This is a genomic window from Nostoc sp. UHCC 0302 (genome assembly GCF_038096175.1).
Classification (GTDB): domain Bacteria; phylum Cyanobacteriota; class Cyanobacteriia; order Cyanobacteriales; family Nostocaceae; genus UHCC-0302.
In genome coordinates, this window is sequence record NZ_CP151099.1 from 4,372,719 (window position 1) to 4,391,735 (window position 19,017).

Consider the following 19,017-nt stretch of genomic DNA (forward strand, 5'->3'; position numbering starts at 1 on the left):
TTTAAAACTTTAAGAGCCATTTCTTCAGAGTATGAGATCGTACTTGCCAAGTATTCTGATGTGCAAACTTTAGTTGCTTTAAGCTTTTCTCGTCGGCTTCGGGCTTTTCTGAGCATCCTAATTGCTTATGGATAAGAACGATCGCATCTTCTGCGGAATGAACAATACTAATCCATTCAGGGTATAAACGACACTCTGGTATATCAGTACTGATGATTGGACGACCACTGGCAATGCCATCCATAATTTTAGTAGGACAACATGCTTTATTAAAGCGATGTTCGACTAAGTAGGGAATCCAGTTGACTGCAAAAGAACAGTAGTAGTCTGCAACTTTATCAGAAGGTACATAGCCAATATGGCGGACATTCGGTGATGTTAGTACTGCCTGACGGGTTGCCTGCCAGTCTTTGTGGTCAAGCATATTTTGGTCTTCTAAACCACCGACAAACACAAAGGTTATTTGTGGGCAAGCGGTTATAACTTGGTAAATTAATTGCCAGTCTAAGCGATCGCCTAAATTACCAACGTAACCCACAGTCATTGCTTCTGGAGGCTTTTCCGGTTGGCAATTAATGTAGGTAGATATGACTCCATGAGGATAATGGTAAATGTGGGAAGCCCTGTGAGGATGACGTTTCTGAAAGGTCTTCAATTGAGACTGGGAAGCACAGAGAGTTATTGCTGCACGTTCAATTAATTCTTTTTCTTGTTGAAGAATTTGCTGTTCTCGGTAAGGTCGATAAGGAACGTAATCATCAAAGTTATAATAAATTAGGTGATCGCTCGGCACTTTACGTACCCATGAGGCAATATAAGGCTCGGTAACTATTACCCAAGGATGTTCACCAGAAAGTTTGGTTAGTTGTTGACACCAGTGCCGAATTAATTGCTGTAAATAAAATCGAAATAACTTTTCTAATTGCCCTGCATAGCCTGTTGGCATTATCTGCATTGTCCGCTTCAGCAAGGGAGGAGGAATTCTTTTAGACCAACTGGGGTGAAGAAGATTATAGGTTCCCCAGTCATAAAATTGAACCGCATGGGTATGGTGATACTCGGACAAAGCTTCTGCTAAACCATAAGTCCAAGGAGTATTGGCACTAAAAAGTAGAAAACTGAGTTTTCCCATATATATATTTAATATTTATTTCATATAGATATTTACCATCCGTGTAGATCATTCAGCCAGTAGCTAAGAATGGGCGATCGCCCAATAAATTCTCGAATGGCTGAGCGCAAAGCGGGGGGCAAAAGCTGAAAACGTCGAAATGGAGGTTTAAAAGCTGGTGGTTGTTGACCTTGTTTACTCCTTGCAATAGGTTTGAGTTTGGTAATTTGATGGATAAGAGATTCGTACCCTTGCCACATAACTGCTTCATCGAACTCAGAACGGGCGCGTTCAATTACAGCAGCACCGAAAGCTTGATAATTTTCACAGGCGTACAGGACTTGTTTGGCTAAGGCTTCTGTGTTGCCTAATGGTGCAAACAATCCTGTTGTATTTGGTGTGGCGATTTCTTTTGTACCACTGTCAACATCCCAAGCAACTGGTACACAACCCATACTCATCGCTTCAACCGTACTCATACCAAATGCCTCAAAGTGACTCAGCATGAGTAAAACTTTTGCTGATGCAGCAGTGGAGAAAATTAACTCACGTTGCACATGACCATAAACTTGAATACGTTCAGAATTAGGCAAATTTTCAATTTTTTTCTTAAATTCTGGAGCTAGATTGCCGAACCAATGTAGCTTTCCCTTAAATTCTTGTTTAACTAATTGTTTCCACAAGTTTAAAACATCCAAGCTCCCCTTCACCAAATTCTCACCGCCGAGAAATATTAGGTCATCTTGCCGTTCTACATTTATATCTGGCTTCTGGGGAAAGGCAGTGCCATTGCAAATTACAGACAGTTTATGAGGTTGTTTGAGGAGATGCCTAAATTTACTAGCTACAGTTTCAGATACCGCAACCATTGCCTCTAAATTATCTTCTTCTTCCAAACCTGGCCGCCAAGCCGAAGGTGGGGCATCATGAGCGACGTAAACACACTTGGTAGTTGAAGGCAAGTAGGGAATTACAGGGTCAAACTCGCTACAGCTATTAAAAAATACCAGATCCTGTGGATTGTTTTTAAGCCATTGTAATAAAAGTGTAGGTGTTTCTGGTACACAAGCATGTAATCCTAAAGATGCTACTAGGAAATCATCACTAGTAATCCATGTGGGTTTAGCTAGTAGGAGCATTGTTGTCTCGTGTCCAGCTTTAGCTGCTTGCTGACAACAAGACAAAGCAACAGGAGATATACCACCGCTCTTATCGCTAGGAAGTAACCAACAAAGTTTCATTTATAAAAATTTAGTTTGATAAACTAATTGACTTTTCATTAAATAGGATTGAGCAGATATAATTCTTATACTTTTCTATATTTAGATTATTAGATGCCCCTGTTTGTACCTTTGGCTTTCGCAAAGCTTTTACAGTTACAAACCAGGGAAAAGCAAAAATAAATGGCCAAAGCATTTTATTGGAGATAACAATCTCTAACCATTTTTTTAGTAAGAATAATTTTTGATTTGATGAAAGAGCAGTCCGCAAAGTTGACCAGCATTGTTCCAGGCGCAAGAAAAACTGTTGAGATAATGGAATACCTAACCTTTCCTGATAAGGATTAGCATTTGATGTCAGCCACAAGACATCTCTAGCTACGGTGTTACCTGAAGCCCAATTATCTGTTTTAGTTATTTGATCTGCATGGAAGCGGTAAGCAAAAATAGGTTCATTTACAGCAGTTACAGGGTATTTTGAGGAGAGTGAAACAAATATATCCCAATCTCCTATAACAATAGTGTTGAAGCCTCCAATCCCACTCAACAATTCTGTACGATACATACAAGCACTAGGATTAAAACACCTGTAGTCTTCCAGTCTTGCCCATTGCCTCTTAGTTCTTAATTTAGGAACATAAGGTTCACAATAATCAAATAAATTGACTTGATTCTGCTCTGGAATTTCCTCAAACTCCAATATTCCTCCCAAACAAAGTGCTGCACTAGGTTCTTCTTGAAGAGTTTTAATTTGCTTCTCTAAAGCTTCTGGAAAAAGTAAGTCATCACTATCTAAGTATTTTATAAATGTTGTTTGACAAAGTTTTAGACCTCGCATAAAGTTTCTATACTGCCCTACGTTATTTTCATAATGGTAGTATTCAATCTTTAAATCTGTAAATTTGTCTACTACCTCTTTGAGATTCTCTGTTGAGGCATCATCGCAAACAATCACAACAAAATCTTTGTAAGTTTGCCATCGTAGAGATTCTAATGCTTGAGCCAGCATTCTGGCACGATTATAGATAGGAATAATTACTGTTAATTCCATAGATTTAATGTATTTAATTTGTTTGATTTACTAAATGTATTTTTTCTTGGATATTGCGTATTTTGTTTACTATTGTGAGGTAAATAAATTTAATACATATCCACGAGGCATAAAAAAGCATCTTCAATGAGAAACTACCAATAAAAGCTTCTCGAATTTGGTTTATAGCAGCATAGGTATCACCTTTATTAACTAATTGGCTTGCAAAACCAAGAGCCAGAAAAGCATATCCATGTAATGATTTTTGGGTAACTTGATTAACACGATCACTCGGTAAATAATGCTTAATTATACCAATAGCTCTAATTATATCTTTAGTATTCTCACCGCTACGGTGATAACGACCTGTGTTGGAATTGGAGTGTATGCGATATACTGCTAGCGGTTCAACTTCATACCATACTGAATAGTGAGCAGCAATACGAACCCACATTTCCCAATCTTCACTCCAGGACAAGCGGTAATCAAAACCTCCTAGCCTTTCATATACGTTGCGCTGCACCACAATTGAAGGTGTTTGAATACGCTGATATTCAGCAATTCGCTCTAACCAATTGCTTAAAACACCACTTTCTGATTGTTCTAAAGTAGAAATTCCCATCCAGTGCCCGTGTTCATCCATAGTGAGATTGCGGCAGAAAGCCGCTCCAATGTTAGGGTTTTCTTCAAAGGCCAGCTGCAACTTACGATAAAAGCCATCACGCACACAATCATCCCCATGTAACTGATGAATCAACTTTCCTCGTGCGCGTTTCAAACAAGTGTCAAAATTTTTTGTGTGACCTACATTCTCTGGTTGGCGATAGAATCCAACACGATCACCTCCTAGTTCCCGAACCACTGCTTCGGGATCATCTTTTGTGGAGTGATCGTCCACTACTTCGATCTGCATGATATCTGGTCCCGGATCTTGCGCCAAGACGCTTGCCAGGGTCTCTCGCAGATAGTTGGCACAATTGTAGGTAGGAATCATTACAGACCAGAGCGGGCGAGGTGTTCCATCTGGGATAGGTGGAATAACTGCACGAAAAGAATTATGTTCGCTCATATTTTTGTCATCTCCATTACAAACCATAACGTAAGCGCCTATAGAATTTTTGTAAACGCCTATAGAGCCATTCGGGTACCAATAAGCTAGTCAGACTCATCCGCTCAAAGTTACCCATTTTTATTTGTCTAAGCCAGCAGGAAAACCTTTTATCGAATGGCATTACTCCCACGCGGTCAAAAATGAGCTGCTCAAGGTCAAGATTATTGAAAGGACAAACTTTCTGTAAAAAGACATCGGGTTCGCCAATAAATATTTCATCCTGTGGAGCCGATGTTACAGTTATCCGAGGCAAAGTGGTAGCACGGAGATATACTTCTTCTAAAGACTGCTGCCAATTACTTGCTGTATGTGTCTCCTCGATCTTTCTTCTGGTCGCTTCCCCAAGGGATAGCCTGAACTCCTCATCTTCGACCAAATGTGATAAAACCACCGTGTACTCTTCAAGATCCTGTACACGAATCAAATTGCCTGTCAAACCAGGCATATCAGCACCAAGGATTTCGCAGGCATCTGAGGAGTATTGGTAGCGAGCCACCAAAGGTACGCCATAGCTTCCAGCTTCTAGCAGTGATGTAATTGATATGAAAGGATATGAGTCAACATATATGTCGGCCGCCTGGTAAAACACAGCTGTATCCGGAGTTTCTTCAAGAACTCGTATTCTTCCCTGAGTTTGCTGAATCGCTTCTGACCAATCTTCGCGATTGCCTGGACCAATAACAATCAGGATAGCTCGCTTATATTTTTTCAATAATGGCAGATGTATATCTGCAAAGCTAGTACCATCTAATGTTTTGTACTTTACAGCTCTAGCAATAGATAGAAGCAGCACGCTGTTTTCGTCAATACCAAGCTGTCGCTTTGCCTCTAAGCGGGAAAGCATCCGGCGAACAGGCTCCACAATGGTAGGAAGAACCATGTTACGCATTGATTCAATGCCTCTACGCTGTTGAGATAGACGCATACCAGAACCACGCAAATTAGCAACAACATCACTGATACATACTCCCGTCCAAAAACGCTCGTCAGCGTGATTCACATAAATAATCGGCGGAGATAGCTCTCTATGTGCAAATGCAATGATAGGTACACTACCATCCTGCAGTGTATGCAATACAACCATATCAGCTGATGTGGCAATTTCGCGTAATCGTTTGGCACGAGAGATAAAATTCCCAATAGTTTCATTTAAAGCATATATTTTGCCGTGGCTTTTAAATACGGCATCTTTTAAGACTTTAGGCGCATCAGCTACTGTCATCTGAGTCAATACTATTGAGTGTGAACGCTCGGCATCCTGCTGAATCCAACGCCAAAGTAGTCTGGAATGCCCACCAGTATTCCATACCCCATAAACAACATGCAGTATATTTTTTGGCATTCCATGCAATGAGCTATTTTCATTGCAATGACGACTGTTTTGTAAAGTTTTTCTGCCAATTGTAAGGAGAAGATTTTCGAGTTCTGGACTAACAAAAAGACCACAATGTTGACTGAGCGATGCATATTCAACTGCTATATCTCCATAAATAGCTGCCATGTTATAGTTACCTTGCTCCAAACAGTCTTTTGCTTGTGCCACTAAACTGCGGAACACCTTAAAGTTTTTGGGAATTTGGCGACTACCTTCTTCGTGCCAAACACTAAGTGTATCGTTCGCTATTTTCTCCATACAATTTTTTTGTTGCGAACTCCCGCTAATTTTTGCTAACTCTATAAAGCATCAGTATATATTCTGAGAACTTCATCTCTATCAACTAGAAAAAACGATCGCCTACACAAAGAAAGGCGATCGCGCTACTCAAATCTTGGAACACTTTACTAAGCTAGAAGCAGCGCTGCGATCGCTTTTGTGTTTAGGCATGACATGGTAACGGCGTTCAAATTTATCGCGTGTCAGGCGATCGCCATTTTCTACCAATAGCAACAATTTTGCTAGATTGCCCTTTTCAAAACCCCGATCGCCCGTTCCTGTTCCTGCTCGGTCATTTGATGGAACAGGGGCAAAATAATGGCCCGATCCTGTGCTTGTTCACTTTCAGTTAAGCGATCACATTTTCCTAGTTCACAGTTACAAGCTCCCCGATTAGTGCTACACGACCAAGCTTCAATCTGATATGCTGGTTCGCGGTGAGCGCACATAATACCGCGTCGCGTAGCAATCCCAGCATCCAACATCACCTGCATTACTTGCACTTGGTCGCACTTTTCTGGTAAGCGTACACAGTAACTTTGCCAGTTACTTTTTGCCCATGCTGGTTCTATGGGTAATTTCAATCCCGGCACATCTGCCAACTGTTCATCATATCTTTGGGCTAAGTAACGGCGACGTTCTACAATCTCTGGTAGGCGTTTGAGCTGTTCCCGTCCTACTGCTGCTTGAATGTCGGTCATCCGGTAGTTGTAGCCCAACATTGGGTAAGATTCAAAGATGACTTGTTTGGCTCCGTGGCGCACAGTGTCAGGTACGCTCATCCCATGTTGTCGCCAAAGGCGAAACTGTTTGTCCCATTCGGGATTATTTGTAGTCAACATCCCACCATCGCCTGTGCTAACTACTTTGCGTGGGTGAAAGGAAAAACAAGCGATATCTCCATGTGGCTTGCCGATTTTTTCCCATTGCCCATGCCAGAGAATTTCACTGCCGATCGCACAGGCTGCATCTTCAATCACTGGTAGATTATACTGATGGGCAACATCTAATATAGCCTTCAGGTCGCAGGGCATCCCCATTTGGTGAACTAAGAGAATGGCGCGGGTGCGTTCACTAATCGCATCTGCAATTAATACGGGGTTAATATTATAGCTTTGCGGTTCAATGTCCACAAACACAGGTGTTGCCCCACAGTAACGGATGCTGTTAGCGGTAGCAACATAAGAGTGGCTGACGGTAATTACCTCATCCCCAGGCTGTACACCTACAGCTAACAGCGCTAGGTGCAATGCTGTGGTGCAATTTGAGACAGCGCAAGCATACTTTGACCCTACGTAAGCGGCAAATTCCTGCTCAAAGGCAGCGACTTCTGGCCCTTGAGTCACCCAGCCTGACATAATAGCACGCTTGGCTGCTTCAGCTTCGGGTTCACCCATCCAGGGTTTTGCAATCGGAATATACTGCATTTTCTCAGACATTGCTTGCTTCCTTTGCCAATTTCTGTTCGCGCCACCAATTCACCAACTGACGCAATCCTTCTTCTAAAGATACCTGTGTCTCAAAACCCAGTAGTTTTTTAGCTTTGCTGACATCTGCCAGTCTACGTGCTACGGGGTTAACTTTGCGCTCTGGGCCATATTCTGGTTGCAAATCTGATCCCATCACTTTGGCTAAACTATAAGCAAGGTCATTTAAGCTGCTTTCCACGCTACTGGCAATATTAAACACCTCATCAGTAACATCGGCTTTAGCAGCCAATATATTGGCTCTAGCAATGTCCTCAATATACACAAAATCCATTGTCTGCTTGCCATCACCGAAAATTAGTGGCGCTTGACCTGCAACAATACGCTCCATCCAACGAATTAAGACCTCAGTGTAGACACCGTAAATATCCATACGCGGCCCGTAGACGTTGAAATAGCGCAATGCTACATAGTTTAGCCCATACATATCGTAGAAACTGCGTAATAAGCCTTCATTAAAGACCTTAGCTGCACCGTAGATAGTGCGATTGTTATAACCTACATTCCGCACTTCAAATTGAAGTGCAAAGAGATTACAGTCAAGATAAAAGCAAAAAATCCGGCTAATTAAGACTCATAGTACTAAACGAATCTGCGGCATGAAGAGAAATAATCCAACATAAAATATTTGACCTATAAAAGTAGGTTATGTAAGCAATAAAAATTTGAGGTACAATTACTGTTCCTCCGGATATTAATAAATTGTTCTTCACTCTCCAAACGTTGTTTAGATTAAGAAAGCAGATAATATTTTTTGCAAGACGATGGCAGACAATTTAAAATAAAATGGCGTTCTGACGTTAAATTAATAATTTGATTAACCCCATTTAAAATCAAAAGATGAATTCCCTGGAAACATTGAAATACCCATCTTAACGTAGGAGATAAGGTTAACTTTCCTAATTGATTTTTGATTCCGATTTTAATTCTTTTTAAGCTATTCCTCAGTTCCCTCTGACCGAGATTGTAAACTAACAAGCACAGAGACATTAAAAATAACATCGTCTCTATTCTCTCAGGGTTTTCAACAAAAAAACTATCAGCAAAAAATAGAGGGTCTTTCAAAAATCTAAATCCTCTCTCACAGGACTGTTGATTTTTATAATTTCTAATAATTTCTGATGGTTCTAATTTTTCATCATCAACTAAATTAGTAGCCAAAATAAATCTTCCGGCTGATTTTCTTTGTATTTCTATTTCTTCTGGTTTTTCATTGCCCAGTCCTGACATTTTGTAAATAGTCTTATTATCTTTTGTTTTACTCTCGATAAGTTTAACTTCTTTAATTTCAAATAATCTCAATTTTTTGTTGATGACTTTTAGTTTATATCGGGCTTGCTCCGGAGTCTCAAAATTTTCTTTTTTTAATTCTTTAAGCAGCTTTTCAACTTGAGCTTTTTCTTTCTTTAGCTTTTTATCTAGCTTGTCTAAATCACTATCTTTTCTTTTTTGGCTTTCTACTATTAGCCAAGTTTGTTTAATACTACCATAAATTACTATTTCTGATTTCCACTTATACCCGTCTAAATTTAGGGCTGTTCTTCTCTCTATTTCTTCTAGATTTATCTCTTCTATCTCTACAGACTGAACTAACTCTTGTGCTTTTTTAATTGTCATTGGTACTCTACTTATCCATTTTAAATGTTCAATTAATTTGAGATTTTCTTGGCTATATAATGCGCTGTCGCAGACCATAATACTGTCAAAAACTATTTGCTTTTTAAATTCTGCTAAGATTTTCCCAAATACGGCTTTATCCGCTTCATTACCATCTCCCGCTCTCATTAATAATGGGATGTCTCCATCACTACTCATTATTAAATCTAAAACACATTGTTTCAAATCTGGTCTATGATCGCGAGAATATCCTTTGGTTATAATTATTGGTCTTTCTCTAATTATTTCTGATTCTTTTTCCTGATTATCTTCACTATTATATTTTCCATGTAGATGAAATGATGTCGCATCCAGATGTGAGTATTTTGTATCTATTTTGAATTTTTTAATTATTGATAATCCAATTTCTATAAACAGGTTATTCAATCCATATTTATATAGTTTATCCATGACTCTTCCAATTTTATCATCATTTATATAATCATTCTTTATATCTTTTCCCAATAATATTTCTATTCCTTTATCATCAAAAAATTGGCTAAATAAATATAAAGGTCTTGAGACAAATCCTAATCCGTTGAGCAAAATAGCTTTTACTAATATTCCTGATGAAATTTTTTCCCGAACATCTATTCCTAATTTGGAGTTGATTATTTCAACTATTCCTATTTCATCAATTAGCCCAGCTACTATTCCTAAGTGATCTAAGTTTTTAATCTCAATTTCTTTTTTTTGATAATCCATTTTTCGGGTGAGATTTTATTTATGAAAGTTTGATTCCTAATTCTCTCACTTTTTTTGAGCATCCCTATTTGTTTCGCAGCAAAAATACTTATCATCCCACTTTCTGTACTTCACTTTGTAACTTACTAAGATGACCAAATATAGCAATCGCTATAGGTATCGTCCAACCAACAATTCTTCTCAGCATTAATACTTAATAATATGAATATTTTTGGTAACTATTTTTGTATTATTTGTAGTACGCTTTGAAGTGCGGAAGATGGGTTATAAGGGTGGTGAGATTCAGTTGTGGGAAACTCCTCCGCCATGCCATATATTGAGGCTGAGGAAGCAGCAACTACCTTTTTGACCCCAGCTTTCACAGCTGCTTCCAACACATTAAAAGTTCCATCAGCCAGAACTTCTAATGCCAAACGCGGTTCTTCAGCACATTGGGTAATACGGATTGCAGCCTGATGAAAGACTATATCCACACCTTGCATGACTTCTGTAAGGAGTTTTTGATCTCGGATATCGCCTTCCACAATTACTAAAGGGCCATGTTCTTTTGCCCAAGCAAGGTTTGTTAATTGTCCGCGTGTGAAGTTATCCAAGACAACAATCTCGGAAACCTCTTCTTTGACCAATAAATCGGCAATATGAGAGCCAACTAAACCTGCACCGCCTGTAATTAATACTCGACTATTTTTCATTTTCTTGTAGTTTGATAATTTGTGTTTCCAGATTTTGAATACGATTTAGTAAATCAGATATACGTAAACCCAATGTGCTTTTGACAGACTTAATAATATTTGCTGCTGCTGTCTTTTCTTCACCTTCAAACTGAACTTCAAAAATTCTGAGTACACCGTCACCTGTCAGGACATCAACAAAACCCTCTGTTTTTGATCTGCCGATAACCCGTCCAGCTATGCGCCCTACATAGGTGGGAGGGTTATCTACAGGTTTAGCTCGCCACACCAACAACTTTTTCCCTTGGAAGTAGGTGTATGAACCGGGAAAAGGTGAGACTAATGCCCGAATAAAGCAGTCTATACTTCTAGTAGAAATTGACCAATTAATTTCACCGTCTTCGGGAAGGCGAGTACAACAATAACTAGCTTCAGCATTATTTTGTGGTACGCCTTCATAACCATGAAAAGCTTTGACAACTGTATCTCCTAAAAGTTGCTCCTGAATTTCATTTAATTTGTCGTATATGGTAGCTACAGTATCATCAAAACCAATCGTAATTAGCTGCTGAAATAGAATGTTTCCTTCATCTAAACCAGGCGATATTTTATGAAAAGTGATCGCGGCAGAAGTTTCATCATTAATAATTGCCCAATTAACGTTGGCACGACCGCGATAATGGGGCAAAGGGGAATAATGGACATTAATAAATGTAGACAGTTCAATCAGATTTAGTGGCAGTATTTGGTTATAAGAAGAAACTACTACGCAGTCTGGCTGAAACTTTAATAGTAGCGATCTAATTTGTTGCTGAGAAGTATCTGTAAATATAGGAACACCTGCTTGTTGGGCGAGACTGACAACAGGATCATTAGATTCAATGTCTACATTTCTCACTACCCCTTGGACGTTGCACTTTGAGACTAAAGATTTCAGCGCACTTAAGGTAGTTGTACCAATCCCGATTAGAAGTACATTAACCATTCACCACCTACATTCACAGCAGTTGCACAAATTCCATAGCTGAGTTATTTGGCTGTAAAGATTGTCGCCAGATAGCTTCTGCTGCTTTCAGCCCACCTGTTTGCAGTCGGATAATTGGTTCTGGGCCTACCGCTGAGGGGAGAATAGCCATGTGTCCTGGTTTTGGCTCTACTTCTGGGCATACTGGTATATTATTAGCAGAAAAAGCAGAACGTTCTATGTCTCCCCAGTACTGAGCTACAAGTGCTCCTGGCCAATACTTGGCAATTATAGCGGCATCTTTAACAGATAAGACTGGGTCTGGGCGTGGTTGCAGAGCCACCAAGATTGCATCATATGTTTTGTCTATGGGCGTTGCTGCGATACTATCAACAGTGTCTACATTAGCACCAACATTTACTAAACCACGTTCAATGAATGAACTAAAAGGGTTATCACATAACAATAAAATATTACTTGTGTAAACAGCAACTCCTGCATCTAACAGGAGCTTGACTGCCATGATTCCCAAAAATGAGAAGACATCCACACTAGGGTGGCGTTCATTCACACCTGCCACTTGGATACCCCATTGATGACAGCTTGTGAGATCCACATCTTCTGGTCTAAACTCCCACGCTTCATACATTAAGCCAATGATTGCTGTGGGTTTCATCCAGGCAATCATTTCTGCATTAATAGGACGGACGTGTCCGCTGTTAGTGATAATGTCAGCTTGGGCGACAATATCTTTAGTTTTCTCGGTGATAAATTGAATCTGATCGCTCACGCCTGCTAGTTTAGCTAATTCCAGTGTCTGAGCTTTCACTTCTTCTAGAGTGCCATAACGGCTACTGCGAGCGATCGCAAACACCTTTTTTGCTCCGGCGATCGCTGCTATTATAGGTGTGACTGCATAAGCTCCAGTCGCTGCTTCTGTAAGTATGATCAAGTTATCTAGTTGCAGTTCGCAGCGTTTAACTGCTTGCTGCATTAGACTAACGAGGCGTTGGGAGTTTAAACCAGGACGGGTATCGTACATTAAACAGTGACTCCCTGAAGAATGCCTTGAAGACTTTCAGCCACAATATTAATTTGTGGTGGTGTTAGTTCAGCATACATAGGTAGTGAAAATACCTCCTTAGCTGCTAGTTCTGAATGCGGAAAATCACCTATTTTATAGCCTAAGTCTGAATAAGCTGGTTGCAAATGTACAGGAATGGGGTAATGAATACCTGTTTGGATGCCCTGGTCATTTAACTTTTGCTGTAGTTCATCTCTTTGGGGCGATCGCACGGCGTAAACATGGTAAACGTGGCGACTATAGGGCATAACTGTAGGTATGGTCAAACTGACATTTTTTAGTAAAGCATCGTACTGTGCTGCATTTGTCCGCCGTGCCTCAGTCCATTTCTCTAAATAGCGCAGTTTCACTCGTAAGATGGCTCCTTGGATACCATCCATGCGGTAGTTATAGCCTTTGATCACATGGTGATATTTACGTTCTTGACCCCAGTCACGCAACATCTGCATAGTATGGGCATATTCGGGATTATTGGTGACTATCATGCCTCCTTCACCATAAGCCCCTAAGTTCTTTCCGGGGTAAAAACTGAAACAACCAATGTCTCCGATGCTACCTATCCGCTGTCCCTTGTATTCAGCCCCGTGAGCTTGTGCAGCATCTTCTATAACAGTCAAACCATGACGGCGGGCAATCTCCATAATTGGCCCCATGTCCGCTGGTTGACCATACAAATGCACGGGCAAAATTGCTTTTGTGCGCTCAGTTATGGCTTTTTCGATTTGGGTGACATCGATTGTGTAGGAAACAGGGTCAATGTCTACAAAAACTGGTGTAGCTCCGGTGTAACAAATCGCCGCCACGGTAGCAACAAAAGTAAAAGGTATGGTGATCACTTCGTCACCAGCACCAATGCCAGCTGCTAATAACGCCAGGTGAAGGGCACTTGTACCTGTATTGACAGCAATACCATGTTCAGCGCTACAGTAATTGGCAAACTCTTGTTCTAGAGCAGTAACTTCATTCCCCAAAACAAATTGTGTACTTTCTAGTACTTTTAAAACCGCGGTATCAATTTCATCCTTGATACTAAGATACTGAGTTTTCAGGTCTAAAAATGGAATCATACTGCTACCTCTGCTAAATTCAGTTCAACTAATTGACCACGCTGCTTTATAGATTGGGTAGCAGCTTCCAAAATCTTTACTGTCTGTAGTCCTGCTTCCCCATCGGTAATGGGACGATTGCCTTGGTTAATACAATCAATGAAGTGCAATCCTTCTGTCCGCAGTGCTTCTGTCATATCCAACTTCGGAGACCACATATCCCCAGTGCGATAACCAATCAGCATCTGGTACAGACTTTCAGAATTACCATTTACGGTAATTCCCTTGTCGTAAATCTTGACTTTTTCGCTGGGTTCCAAGTCGTCATAGACAATCATGCGTTGACTACCACCAATCAGAGTGCGACGAACTTTTACAGGTGCTAGCCAGTTAACATGGAAGTGAGCAATCAAGTTGCTTTCAAAGAAGCATGTCAAGTATGCAATATTTTCTGGTTCTCCCGGAACATGGCTGATTCCTGTCGCAGATACAGCATAAGGCTGGGATGGTAATACATAATTCATGATTGAGAGGTCATGAACTGCTAAGTCCCAGATGACATTAACATCATGCTGAAAAAGCCCCAGGTTGACGCGCACAGAATCGTAGTAGTAAATATCTCCTAACTGATTGGTGGCAATCAAATCATGCATCTTGCGTACAGCGCCTGTATAGACAAAGGTGTGATCCACCATTAGTACTAGCTTGCGTTTTTCTGCCTCTTCAATCAGTCGCCTTGCCTGCTCAGATGAGGCTGTCATTGGTTTTTCTACTAGTACGTGCTTGCCAGCCTGTAATGCTGCTAGAGCCAAATCGAAGTGAGTGGAAACTGGTGTGGCTATGACAACAGCGTTAATTTTAGGATCTGTAAATATGTCTTGACAATCTGTCGTTACTTGGATGCTGGGATAACGAGCCTGCACCTTCGCTAGGAGTTCTGGTTTAAAATCGCTGACCTTAGTAACTTGTGCGCCTGGAATTTCAGCAAAATTCCTTACTAGGTTAGGGCCCCAATAACCATAGCCAATGACACCGATATTAATATTTACCATTGTTTCTAACTAATCAAAATCTATTTTCATTAAATTTGTAAGACTAGGCACTGTCCTTAATAGACACCGCTTATGTTTGTGTGCAATTGATTACAACAAAAAAATTACCAATTCAAATAGCAATTCTTTTGATGATCGCAACATAAATTCAATTCACTGAATAATCTTTCCTAAAATCAAGGGAATTGAAGAGGATATTTATACAGAAAACTAGGAAAAAATTACATAAGTCTATATTTTCATAAATAAAAATTTAAATTTTGAAGTTAATTAAATTAGAAATTTTTGAATGCTGAAATAATTATCTTTCAGACATCTATCGTTGAATCAGAAACAATACTGTAAATTAGCTTAAACTGCTAGCGGTCATTTCTAAATTTTGGCTGCGATCGCGTACATCACCAACCTCTCTAGCTGGCACTCCTACTACAATTGCATTGTCAGGAACATCACGAGTCACTACAGCCCCAGCGCCAACTATGGCTTTTTCCCCAATCGTTACCCCTGGCAAGATAGTAGCGTTACTACCAATCGATGCAGAGCGCTTGACTAAAGTCTTGACTGTATACCAGTCATCATCAGTTTTCAAACTGCCATCTTCGTTTGTTGCACGTGGATAAAGGTCATTAGTAAACATAACTCCATGACCAATAAACACTTCATCTTCGATAATGACTCCCTCACAGAGAAAGCTATGTGATGAAATTTTGCACCGATTTCCTACCGTAACATCTTTCTGGATTTCCACAAAGGTACCAATTTTTGTGTCATCACCAATCATGCAACCGTAGAGGTTCACGAGAGTGGGATGGAAAATCTTCACGTTGCTGCCCAATTTAACGTCATCATTGATTGCCATTATTTATCTGCCTATTTAACTAAAATTGAAATTAATACTTTTCAACAGATTGCCAAACTGCATCTTCTAAATAAGTACACTCATCAGATTCCCATTGATACTCTGGACGCTCAATTTTGTGCATGGTGACGTCAAAAGAACAAATATCTCGAAGGTTTTCTAGCAGTGTTTCACTACGACGCTCAGAAAACCATGTTGTTAAAGTGTATGAACCCATGTACAGCCTGAGTTTTGGGATTTCACATCGCAGAATAAATGTCCCCGCTTCTCTGCGAAATGGTGCTTCTGGTTCGTAGAACCAGAAAATAGAAATAGGTTGCTGTAAGGCGCTTATTATTTGGAAAGAGAACCAAAGACTTTCATGGGGTTTAGTAACGTGTAGAGCAAACTCAAAAGTAATAGGCTGTCCCCAAGAGTGAATCCCTTCTCCCTCAGAAGTATGTACTCGTGCCCAAGCTACATGGTTACCAGTTTTGGTCAAAGGAGCTTGATAGTAGGCAGGCTCTTCGTTAGAGGCTTTTTGTCCAGCACTGTATAGTTGTACTGCTTTGCTGGTATTACCATCAAACTGAACATTACCTTTAGACAGCAGTATACAACGCTTGGTCAGCTGGGCGATCGCCTGCATACTATGGCTCACAAACAAGACTGTTCGTCCTTCTTTGGTAGCCACATCACCCATTTTCCCCAAGCACTTCTTTTGAAAAGTCGAATCGCCTACTGCCAAAACTTCATCCACAATCAAAATTTCTGGCTCTAAGTGGGCTGCTACGGCAAAAGCAAGGCGCACATACATTCCAGAAGAGTAACGTTTGACAGGCGTATCTAAAAATTTCTCGACTTCGGCAAAGTCAACAATTTCATCAAACTTTTTCTTAATTTCAATTCTACTCATTCCCAGAATAGAACCGTTGAGGTAGATATTCTCTCTCCCAGTTAATTCCGGGTGAAATCCTGTACCCACTTCTAATAGGCTTGCCACCCGACCTTGGATAACGATTTGTCCTTTTGTCGGTTCAGTAATTCGACTCAAAATTTTTAATAAAGTCGATTTCCCTGCACCGTTGCGCCCAATAATACCAATAGCTTCACCTTGCTGAATCTCAAAAGAAACATCATTCAATGCCCAGAATTCTTCACGAGATGGATTAGGCATTTTTTTACCAGTTGGCTGGAGGAATTTCTTTCCTAAAGACTTGGTTCCCTGAGCAATTACATCTCGCAAAGCCTTGTAGCGATAACGTCCGCCAGTATCCTCCTGCTGGTGAGAAATGATATATTTTTTACAGAGATTATCTACTCGAATTACATTATTAGACATCTGTTCAAATCCAGCCTAAATTACATCAGCAAAAGTTCGTTCCATTTTGCGAAAGTACCAGATACCACTGACTAGCAAAAGAACAACTAATGCTAAAGATAGTGTGAATCCCGGCCAGTAAATTTTTGAATCTCCGCCTAAAATAGCCCAGCGAAAACCATCAATTACTCCCACCATTGGATTCAAAGAATAAAGTAAACGCCACTGCTCTGGCACAATACTGCTACTAAACCCTACTGGTGATATGTATAACCCAAACTGCATAATAAATGGCACAATGTAGCGAAAGTCTCGGTATTCTACATTTAATGCTGCTAACCACAACCCCACTCCCATAGAAGCAGCAAAAGCAACGCCAATAAATAAGGGTAGTGTTAGTATTCGCCAATCAGGAACAAAATTATACCAAGCCATCAAGCCCAACAGAATTATGCCAGAAATCATAAAATCTACAAAGCTGACAATTACAGCGCTGATTGGCACAATCAGACGAGGAAAATAGACTTTGGATATAAGATTAGAATTACTAATTAGACTATTACTACACTCACCCAAGGCATTAGAGAAGAATTGCCAGGGTAGCATGGCTGCAAACACTAGAATTGGATAAGGTGCACCTTCGGAAGGTAATTTTGCTAACTTTCCAAACACTAGAGTAAATACTACCATCGTCAAAAATGGTCGAATTAACGCCCAAGTTATGCCAATTGCCGTTTGCTTGTAACGCACCAAAATGTCACGCCAAGCCAGAAAATAAAATAACTCCCGGTAGCGCCATAGGTCTTGCCAATACTGGCGTTCAGCACGCCCAGCTTCAATTACTAACTCCTGCTTAGACGTCATACCTTGACTACTCATAGTATTAATTAAAGGCGATTTAAGACTATTGTCTTTAACACTTAAACTACAAACTGGAAATCTTTCATGCCATGATAGCCAACTAGCCTTGAGTGCCTGCGAGTAAATTCTCCAACAGAAGGGTTACCTTGAGGATCAATTACTCCTGTTACTTGCTGCCAAAGCTCTTGTGGTGCTAACGATAGTTCATAGGTGCGTTCGTCAGATTTACAAACGTGATACCATTTCTTTTGTTGACATTCTTCACACCAGAAAGCTTCTAGCCACTCTCCTTTAATAGAAACTGTAGTCTTGGTTGCTACCAACATTAATGCATTTCGCCGACTCATTCCGCGTTGCTGCAACTGGCCTGGTTGATCGGCAAATATTTGATATTTCTGACTTACGCTATCGATATAGCAGCCATGAATTGGACAGTAGATAGCCCGTCGTTTTGAACGTTTCCGATTTCGATCACACCTTCTCTGCAATTCGACCTCCCATGTCAGTAAATAAAAACCAAAAATAAGGAAGGCTACGTTTGGAGGGACTGAGATCATAAAGACCATCGAAGCCCATCTCCTACCTAAATTAACAATTTAATACTATTCAGTTAGAGTTAAGATGATTAGCAAAATTTTAAAAATAAAAATTTACTTCTTGTTTAAGTATTACTAAAATCTTTGACATTTTTAGCAATCAATAATTTAGATAGAAAATTTTTTAACTTAACTATTTTTTAACTTAACTATTATTTTCTGTTGTGAATCCATTTTAGATTATAGTAACAGTCTTTGAACTATTTAAGCTTTTTTAATTTAAATAAACATGAAAGTTTAAACAAACTTTTATTTATATCTAGCTGTCCTAGTTTTAAGCAATGCAATAAGAAGACTCATATCTCAAAAATAAGTCGTCAGTCTAACTTTTTGCTATTGCTATTGTATTTCAGTATTGAAGAAGCTATACCAAAATCAAAACAAGTAATTAAAACTACCATTGATGGTAACGAATACTTAATTATTGATGATATAGCGCTTGTTCTTATGGCGGATACAAGCACGTCGTTGTCAATCCTTATGCTCTAAGGGACAACTGATATGTTTTGAAAAGATAAATGGTGATTTTGACTCTAATCGAGTTTATTTTCAACAGAGTTTAGTACCAAAGACTAGGACTGTTGGAATCCACCACTAATCTTTTCTTAAC

The 19,017-nt window shown here is 39.8% G+C and carries 16 protein-coding genes and 2 pseudogenes; all 18 read right to left on the bottom strand.

From position 1 onward, the window contains the following. Position 1: 1 nt before the first annotated feature. The 18 genes and pseudogenes from WKK05_RS18950 to WKK05_RS19035 all read right to left on the bottom strand — a co-directional run bounded on the left by WKK05_RS18950 (position 2) and on the right by WKK05_RS19035 (position 18,299). A complete protein-coding gene (locus WKK05_RS18950) occupies positions 2-1,132 on the bottom strand; it encodes a glycosyltransferase (protein ID WP_341524656.1) in 1,131 nt (376 codons plus the stop codon). A gap of 32 nt (positions 1,133-1,164) precedes the next feature. Next, on the bottom strand, positions 1,165-2,352 hold the full coding sequence (locus WKK05_RS18955) for a glycosyltransferase (protein ID WP_341524657.1): 1,188 nt from the start codon (positions 2,350-2,352) through the stop codon (positions 1,165-1,167). A gap of 10 nt (positions 2,353-2,362) precedes the next feature. Next, positions 2,363-3,382 carry a glycosyltransferase family 2 protein gene (locus tag WKK05_RS18960; RefSeq protein WP_341524658.1) on the bottom strand — a complete coding sequence of 340 codons (1,020 nt, stop codon included), beginning with the start codon at positions 3,380-3,382 and terminating at the stop codon, positions 2,363-2,365. A 13-nt stretch (positions 3,383-3,395) separates the two neighbouring features. Further along, positions 3,396-4,430: a glycosyltransferase gene (locus tag WKK05_RS18965; protein ID WP_341524659.1), complete on the bottom strand. Its 1,035-nt coding sequence runs from the start codon at positions 4,428-4,430 to the stop codon at positions 3,396-3,398. 16 nt (positions 4,431-4,446) lie between these two features. Further along, positions 4,447-6,105 carry a glycosyltransferase family 4 protein gene (locus WKK05_RS18970; protein ID WP_341524660.1) on the bottom strand — a complete coding sequence of 553 codons (1,659 nt, stop codon included), beginning with the start codon at positions 6,103-6,105 and terminating at the stop codon, positions 4,447-4,449. Between the two features lie 129 nt (positions 6,106-6,234). Continuing rightward, the gene (locus tag WKK05_RS18975; RefSeq protein ID WP_341524661.1) at positions 6,235-6,360 is read right to left on the bottom strand and encodes a hypothetical protein; all 126 of its coding nucleotides are present in this window, start codon (positions 6,358-6,360) and stop codon (positions 6,235-6,237) included. Between the two features lie 8 nt (positions 6,361-6,368). After that, positions 6,369-7,565, bottom strand: a complete 1,197-nt coding sequence (locus WKK05_RS18980) for a DegT/DnrJ/EryC1/StrS family aminotransferase (protein ID WP_341524662.1) — start codon at positions 7,563-7,565, stop codon at positions 6,369-6,371. Then, positions 7,558-8,109, bottom strand: a pseudogene (locus tag WKK05_RS18985) (NAD-dependent epimerase/dehydratase family protein); the annotation flags it as partial. The pseudogene WKK05_RS18985 and the gene WKK05_RS18980, both read right to left, overlap by 8 nt. A 236-nt stretch (positions 8,110-8,345) precedes the next feature. Further along, a complete protein-coding gene (locus WKK05_RS18990; protein ID WP_341524663.1) occupies positions 8,346-9,974 on the bottom strand; it encodes an IS1634 family transposase in 1,629 nt (542 codons plus the stop codon). 263 nt (positions 9,975-10,237) lie between these two features. After that, positions 10,238-10,666 (bottom strand): annotated as a pseudogene (locus tag WKK05_RS18995) (NAD-dependent epimerase/dehydratase family protein); the annotation flags it as partial. Then, on the bottom strand, positions 10,656-11,630 hold the full coding sequence (locus tag WKK05_RS19000) for a methionyl-tRNA formyltransferase (RefSeq protein ID WP_341524664.1): 975 nt from the start codon (positions 11,628-11,630) through the stop codon (positions 10,656-10,658). The gene WKK05_RS19000 and the pseudogene WKK05_RS18995, both read right to left, overlap by 11 nt. A 13-nt stretch (positions 11,631-11,643) precedes the next feature. Beyond that, positions 11,644-12,651, bottom strand: a complete 1,008-nt coding sequence (locus WKK05_RS19005; protein ID WP_341524665.1) for a hypothetical protein — start codon at positions 12,649-12,651, stop codon at positions 11,644-11,646. After that, on the bottom strand, positions 12,651-13,760 hold the full coding sequence (locus WKK05_RS19010; RefSeq protein WP_341524666.1) for a DegT/DnrJ/EryC1/StrS family aminotransferase: 1,110 nt from the start codon (positions 13,758-13,760) through the stop codon (positions 12,651-12,653). The genes WKK05_RS19005 and WKK05_RS19010 overlap by 1 nt, the downstream gene beginning before the upstream one ends. Beyond that, positions 13,757-14,791, bottom strand: coding sequence for a Gfo/Idh/MocA family oxidoreductase (locus tag WKK05_RS19015; RefSeq protein ID WP_341524667.1), 1,035 nt, complete (start codon positions 14,789-14,791; stop codon positions 13,757-13,759). The genes WKK05_RS19010 and WKK05_RS19015 overlap by 4 nt, the downstream gene beginning before the upstream one ends. Before the next feature lie 346 nt (positions 14,792-15,137). Further along, positions 15,138-15,650 (bottom strand): acyltransferase, encoded by a 513-nt coding sequence (locus tag WKK05_RS19020; RefSeq protein ID WP_341524668.1) that lies wholly within the window; start codon positions 15,648-15,650, stop codon positions 15,138-15,140. Positions 15,651-15,681: 31 nt separating this feature from the next. Further along, positions 15,682-16,971, bottom strand: a complete 1,290-nt coding sequence (locus tag WKK05_RS19025; protein WP_341524669.1) for an ABC transporter ATP-binding protein — start codon at positions 16,969-16,971, stop codon at positions 15,682-15,684. 15 nt (positions 16,972-16,986) lie between these two features. Further along, positions 16,987-17,829, bottom strand: a complete 843-nt coding sequence (locus WKK05_RS19030; RefSeq protein WP_341524670.1) for an ABC transporter permease — start codon at positions 17,827-17,829, stop codon at positions 16,987-16,989. 41 nt (positions 17,830-17,870) lie between these two features. Continuing rightward, complete coding sequence (locus WKK05_RS19035; RefSeq protein ID WP_341524671.1) at positions 17,871-18,299, bottom strand: hypothetical protein; 429 nt, start codon at positions 18,297-18,299, stop codon at positions 17,871-17,873. Positions 18,300-19,017 lie beyond the last annotated feature (718 nt).

What these genes read in the sequence shown, in the direction of transcription:
- WKK05_RS18950 (WP_341524656.1), bottom strand. Translation starts at nt 1,132, where the DNA reads ATGGGAAAACTCAGTTTTCTACTTTTTAGTGCCAATACTCCTTGGACT.
- WKK05_RS18955 (WP_341524657.1), bottom strand. Translation starts at nt 2,352, where the DNA reads ATGAAACTTTGTTGGTTACTTCCTAGCGATAAGAGCGGTGGTATATCT.
- WKK05_RS18960 (WP_341524658.1), bottom strand. Translation starts at nt 3,382, where the DNA reads ATGGAATTAACAGTAATTATTCCTATCTATAATCGTGCCAGAATGCTG.
- WKK05_RS18965 (WP_341524659.1), bottom strand. Translation starts at nt 4,430, where the DNA reads ATGAGCGAACATAATTCTTTTCGTGCAGTTATTCCACCTATCCCAGAT.
- WKK05_RS18970 (WP_341524660.1), bottom strand. Translation starts at nt 6,105, where the DNA reads ATGGAGAAAATAGCGAACGATACACTTAGTGTTTGGCACGAAGAAGGT.
- WKK05_RS18980 (WP_341524662.1), bottom strand. Translation starts at nt 7,565, where the DNA reads ATGTCTGAGAAAATGCAGTATATTCCGATTGCAAAACCCTGGATGGGT.
- WKK05_RS18990 (WP_341524663.1), bottom strand. Translation starts at nt 9,974, where the DNA reads ATGGATTATCAAAAAAAAGAAATTGAGATTAAAAACTTAGATCACTTA.
- WKK05_RS19000 (WP_341524664.1), bottom strand. Translation starts at nt 11,630, where the DNA reads ATGGTTAATGTACTTCTAATCGGGATTGGTACAACTACCTTAAGTGCG.
- WKK05_RS19005 (WP_341524665.1), bottom strand. Translation starts at nt 12,651, where the DNA reads ATGTACGATACCCGTCCTGGTTTAAACTCCCAACGCCTCGTTAGTCTA.
- WKK05_RS19010 (WP_341524666.1), bottom strand. Translation starts at nt 13,760, where the DNA reads ATGATTCCATTTTTAGACCTGAAAACTCAGTATCTTAGTATCAAGGAT.
- WKK05_RS19015 (WP_341524667.1), bottom strand. Translation starts at nt 14,791, where the DNA reads ATGGTAAATATTAATATCGGTGTCATTGGCTATGGTTATTGGGGCCCT.
- WKK05_RS19020 (WP_341524668.1), bottom strand. Translation starts at nt 15,650, where the DNA reads ATGGCAATCAATGATGACGTTAAATTGGGCAGCAACGTGAAGATTTTC.
- WKK05_RS19025 (WP_341524669.1), bottom strand. Translation starts at nt 16,971, where the DNA reads ATGTCTAATAATGTAATTCGAGTAGATAATCTCTGTAAAAAATATATC.
- WKK05_RS19030 (WP_341524670.1), bottom strand. Translation starts at nt 17,829, where the DNA reads ATGAGTAGTCAAGGTATGACGTCTAAGCAGGAGTTAGTAATTGAAGCT.